General features: G+C 68.9%; 3 protein-coding genes and 2 pseudogenes. 2 read left to right on the forward strand and 3 right to left on the reverse strand.

Annotation, left to right across the window (positions count from 1 at the left end; translation table 11 throughout):
• A pseudogene (locus IE277_RS46175) lies at positions 1-73 on the forward strand (transposase); the annotation flags it as partial.
• A 17-nt stretch (positions 74-90) separates the two neighbouring features.
• Here IE277_RS46175 and IE277_RS46180 read toward each other — a convergent pair.
• Both IE277_RS46180 and IE277_RS46185 read right to left on the reverse strand, forming a co-directional pair.
• Positions 91-1,293: pseudogene (locus IE277_RS46180) on the reverse strand (IS110 family RNA-guided transposase).
• A gap of 403 nt (positions 1,294-1,696) precedes the next feature.
• The gene (locus tag IE277_RS46185; protein WP_189960073.1) at positions 1,697-3,082 is read right to left on the reverse strand and encodes an MFS transporter; all 1,386 of its coding nucleotides are present in this window, start codon (positions 3,080-3,082) and stop codon (positions 1,697-1,699) included.
• A 125-nt stretch (positions 3,083-3,207) separates the two neighbouring features.
• Here IE277_RS46185 and IE277_RS46190 point away from each other — a divergent pair, with 125 nt between their 5' ends.
• A complete protein-coding gene (locus IE277_RS46190) occupies positions 3,208-4,095 on the forward strand; it encodes a helix-turn-helix transcriptional regulator (RefSeq protein WP_189960075.1) in 888 nt (295 codons plus the stop codon).
• Positions 4,096-4,116: 21 nt separating this feature from the next.
• On the opposite strand, the gene IE277_RS50070 is transcribed toward IE277_RS46190, so the two are convergent.
• Complete coding sequence (locus tag IE277_RS50070) at positions 4,117-4,443, reverse strand: transposase (RefSeq protein WP_373311022.1); 327 nt, start codon at positions 4,441-4,443, stop codon at positions 4,117-4,119.
• Positions 4,444-4,658 lie beyond the last annotated feature (215 nt).

Here is a 4,658-nt window from a genome sequence, read left to right on the forward strand (position 1 = left end):
GATCACCTGGGACGTGAACGTTGACTCCACCGTCTGCCGGGCCCACCAGCACGCCGCCGGCGCCCGCAAAAGGTGCCCCTATGGTCTTCGTCAAGCTGCGGCGGTCGTCGGGGGCTGGTAGAAGGTGCCGTCGCGGAGCATGGCGAACAGGACGTCGATCCGGCGTCGGGCGAGGCAGACGATCGCCGCGACGTGGTGCTTTCCTTCCCGGCGTTTCTTGTCGTAGTAGGCGCGTGATTCCGGCTGGGACAGCGAGGCGAACGCCGCGAGGTAGAAGGCCCGTTTGAGCTGCTTGTTACCCCGATGGGAGGGGTGATCGCCGCGAATGGAGGAGCCGGAGCTTCTGGTGACCGGGGCCAGGCCCGCGTAGGCGGCCAGGTGGGCGGCGGTCGGGAAGGCTGTGGCGTCGCCGACGTCGATGAGGATGCGGGCTGCGGTCCTGACCCCGATGCCGGGCATGGAGGTCAGGACCGGGGAAAGAGGGTGCGCCTCCAGCAGTTCCTCGATGCGGGTGGCCAATGCCTTGCGCTGGTCGAGTATCGCGCTGAGCGAGGAGGTGAGGCTCGGGATGATCAGCGCGGCGGCGTCGGTGCCCGGCACGACGACGGTCTGTTCGTCCAGGGCGGCGAAGATGTCCTAGACCAGACGCTCGGCCATCCTCGGCGCCTTCGGTCGCAGCAGTGTCACCAGTCGTCGCCGACCGGCCTTCCTCAACTGGCCTGGGGAGCCGAAGCGTTCGAGCAGTGTGAGGACAGCCGAATGGTCCAGTCGCGGGCCCAGGACCCGCTCCAGGGACGGGTGGATCTGGGTGAGCAGGCCGCGCAGCCGGTTCTTGATCCTGGTCACCTCACCTGCGAGGTCGTCGTCGAAGCCGGCGATCATCTCCAGCTCGGCGACGGTCTCGTCAGACGGGGCCAGACTCCGCAAGGTGTGCGGCATCGCGCGGGCGGCGTCCGCGATGATCGCGGCGTCGCGGGCGTCAGTCTTCGATTCGCCGGAGTAGAGGTCGGCGATCCGGCGCATCGTCAGTCCGGGCAGGTAGGCGATGCGGCAGCCCGCTTCCCGGGCCACGGCGAGCGGAAGCGCGCCGATCGAGGCGGGCTGGTCGACCACCACCAGCACGGTTCCGTGCTTGGCCTGCAGCTTGTCGAAGAGCTCGCGCAGCTTCGGCTCGGTGTTCGGCAGGCGTTTGTCGAAGACCCGCTTGCCCGTCGGGGTCAGGGCGGTGGCGTGATGCTCGCCCCTGCCGACGTCCAGACCGAGATAGACGTCGATGCCGCCGGTATCGATCACGTGCTTCTCCGCAATGTCTGTGCTCTCCCCGGCCTCACCTGCGGCATGAGCGTGCCAGCATCCACGTTACGAAGAGCCTGCCTCACCCTGGACGGGTTCGGCGGTCATGCCCCTATCAGCGGTCTGCCAATGCCTCCGATGCCCGGTGACACCACCTTTTCGATCATGGTCGACTGGGGATCTAAGCCATGCCGGGATCGGAGGCCGGGAACCCCGTTGCGGGGCCACGAAGAAGGTAATTGTGACCAGCACTCTCACAACAGGCCCTAGCCGATCTGAAGGTCGGGATGCCCCTCACCCGTCCGAGGCGAGGTGAGGAGCGCCCTCACGACGTGCGCCGCCCGGCTCCCTCAGGTTGAGTTCATTACCGGGCCCCGCGCCAGACATCCCCGTCACCGTCCCGTCAGCTACGGCCGCGTGGCAGCATGAGGGCCGCGGCCGTGGTGGCTATCAGCATCACAGCCGCGACGCACAAGGCGACCCGCAGACCCACGATGAACTCACCCCGGTCCGCGACCAAGGCTCCGAAGACGGCCACGGCGAGCGCGCCGCCCGTCTGCCGGAAGGAGTTCAGGATCCCGGCGGCCATTCCGGCCCGATCTGCGGCGATGTCGTTCAGCAGGACGGCGGTCAGGGAAGGTACGAAGAAACCTAGGCCGAGGCCGACCGGGATGATCATCGCCGCGATCACTGGTCTGCTGGTGCCCTCGTCGATCCGGAGCAGGCCGAACATCGCCAGCGCGAAGATCGCTTGTCCCATGGCGATCGGCATCCGCGGCCCAAAGCGTGCCGCAGCCCTGGCCGAGGCCAGGTTGGCTCCGGCGATCACGGCCATCATCGGTAGGAACATCAGCCCCGCGGCCGTGCCGGACAGGTTCAGAACGTCCTGAAAGAACAGGCTCAGCACGAACACCAGCCCGTAGAACGCGCCATTGACGACGAAGCCGATCGCGACCGAAACCGTCACCGTGCGCGAACGGAAGAGGTCGAGCGGGACCAACGGCGCGGTGGTACGTGCCTCGATCATGATGAACGCGGCCGTCGCCACTGCGGCGAGCCCCAGGCAGCCCAGCACCACGGGCTCGCCGAAGCCGTTCTCCCCTCCGTCGATCACCGCGAAGGTGAGCGCCGCGAGCGCGACGATCGCCGTGAGCTGGCCGTACGGATCGAGCGGCGTGGCATGGCGCGGCGAGCGCTCCGCGCGGGTCAACACCGCGAGGGTGGCGATGCCGACGGGCAGGTTGACGATGAAGATCGCCCGCCAGCCCAGAGTGCTGGACAGCACCCCGCCGGCCACCGGGCCGGCGGCAACCGCGACCGCTCCGCAGGCGGTCCACAGCGCGATGGCCCGTGCCCGTTCGGCCGCGTCCGGGAAGGCCTGCCGGACGAGGGCCAGCGAGGAGGGCAGCATGATCGCCGCCGCGCTCCCCTGGATCAGGCGGGCGGCGATCAGCTCGCCCAGCCCCGGCGCCAGTCCGCAGGCCGCCGAGGCGACCGTGAAGACCGCGACGCCGGCGCCGAACACACGGCTCGCCCCGATGCGGTCGGAGAGCGTGCCCGCGGAAAGCAGGAGTGCGGCGAACATCAGCGTGTAGGCGTCCACGATCCATTGCAGTCCCGCCGTGCTGCTGCCGAAGGTCCGCCCGATCCCGGGCAGCGCCACGTTCATCGCCATGGTGTTGAGGTTGAGCAGAAAGATGCCCATGAACGTGGTCGCCAGGATCAGCTTCGGTGCGGCCGTGCGTTGCCGGGCATCCTGTGACGCGCGGGCTGGTTCAAGCGTGGTCATCCGTCCAGACTGGTGAGGCGCGCGAGGGCGAGGCAGACCGTGATCTTCCGGGGTGCGCCATAGGGGGGTGTAACAGGGCCAGGCTCCGGGCGGGACCCCTGATCACACGCTGGCAGAATGACGACATGAACGAGTTCGGGAAGTTTCTGCGGGCTCGCCGTGGCGACGTACGCCCGGCAGACGTCGGACTGCCCGCCGGAACCGGCACGCGCCGTACGCCGGGTCTGCGCCGGGAGGAGGTGGCGGCGCTGGCCGGTGTGAGCATCGACTACTACATACGTCTGGAACGCGGCAAGGAGACCCATCCGAGCCCCTCCGTGGTCGAGGCGCTGGCCGACGCGCTCCGCCTCAACCAGGAGGAGAGCGGCTTCCTGCACGAGCTGGCGGCGCGGGCGGCGCGGCGTGCGCCCGAGCCCCGTCCCCTGCCGTCACGGCGGGTCCGTCCGACCGTCACGCAGCTTCTGGAGACGCTCCGGCCCAACCCGGCGTACGTCGTGAGCCGCACCAACGACCTGCTGGCGGCCAATCCCGGCGGGCTGCGGCTGCTCCATGGCATCGCCGACTGGCCGGAGCGGCAGCGGAACACCGTCCGGTACATCTTCCTGCACCCAGCTGCCCGCGAGCTGTGGGCGGACTGGGAACAGAAGGCCAAGGGGTGCGTCGCCCAGTTGCGGGCGATCGCCGGCACCGATCCGGATGCCCCGGATCTCGCCGCACTCGTAGGTGAACTAATCGTCAAGAGCCCCGACTTCAACCGGCTCTGGGAGCGGTACGAGGTGCACACGATCGGCGACGGCGAGAAGACGCTCCGACACCCGGAGGTCGGCACGATGACGCTCTCGCACGAAGGGCTGTCCCTCAACCGCGCACAAGGCCAGCGCCTCATCATCTACATGGCGCCGCCCGGCAGCCCGGACCACGACAAGATGACGCTCCTCGACCTCGCCGCGTCCGGCCCGTCCGTCGGTTCCGGCGAGACGGCGCCCGTCTCACCCTCTCGGAGACAGGGCTAGGGCCTGTTGTGAGAGTGCTGGTCACAGCCACTCGTTAATGGCTGCGACCAGTACGGTCGTTTCGAAGCGGACGGTGAGTTTGTCGTAACGAGTGGGGACGGCCCGGTGGCGCTTGAGACGGTTGATCCCGCACTCGACAGCGTGCCGCTGCTTGTAGTCGTCCTTGTCGAACGTCGGTGGCCGCCCACCGCGCGATCCGCGCTTGAGGCGGTTGCGGACACGGTCCGCCGGGACCGGGATGGTGGCCTTGATCCCGCGTCTGCGTAGGCAGGAGCGGTTGCCGCGGGAGTCGTACGCCTTGTCGGCCCGGAACCGCTTCGAACCGCGGGGAATCGCCCCGCTGCCCAGCCGTGATCACGACGGACAAGGGCTTTTGCCCCTGCTCGACCGAGAGGTGGATCTTGCCGGTCGGTCCGCCTCGGGATCGTCCGAGTGCGTGGTCGGCCGGCCCGACGAAGACGCCGCCGGGCGGTTCCCTTCCGGAGGGCCCCCTTTTCGCTGCTCCGGCGGCGTGCTGGTGGGCCCGGCAGACGGTGGAGTCAACGTTCACGTCCCAGGTGATC

This window comes from Streptomyces alanosinicus, from assembly GCF_014650595.1.
Lineage (GTDB): Bacteria > Actinomycetota > Actinomycetes > Streptomycetales > Streptomycetaceae > Streptomyces > Streptomyces alanosinicus.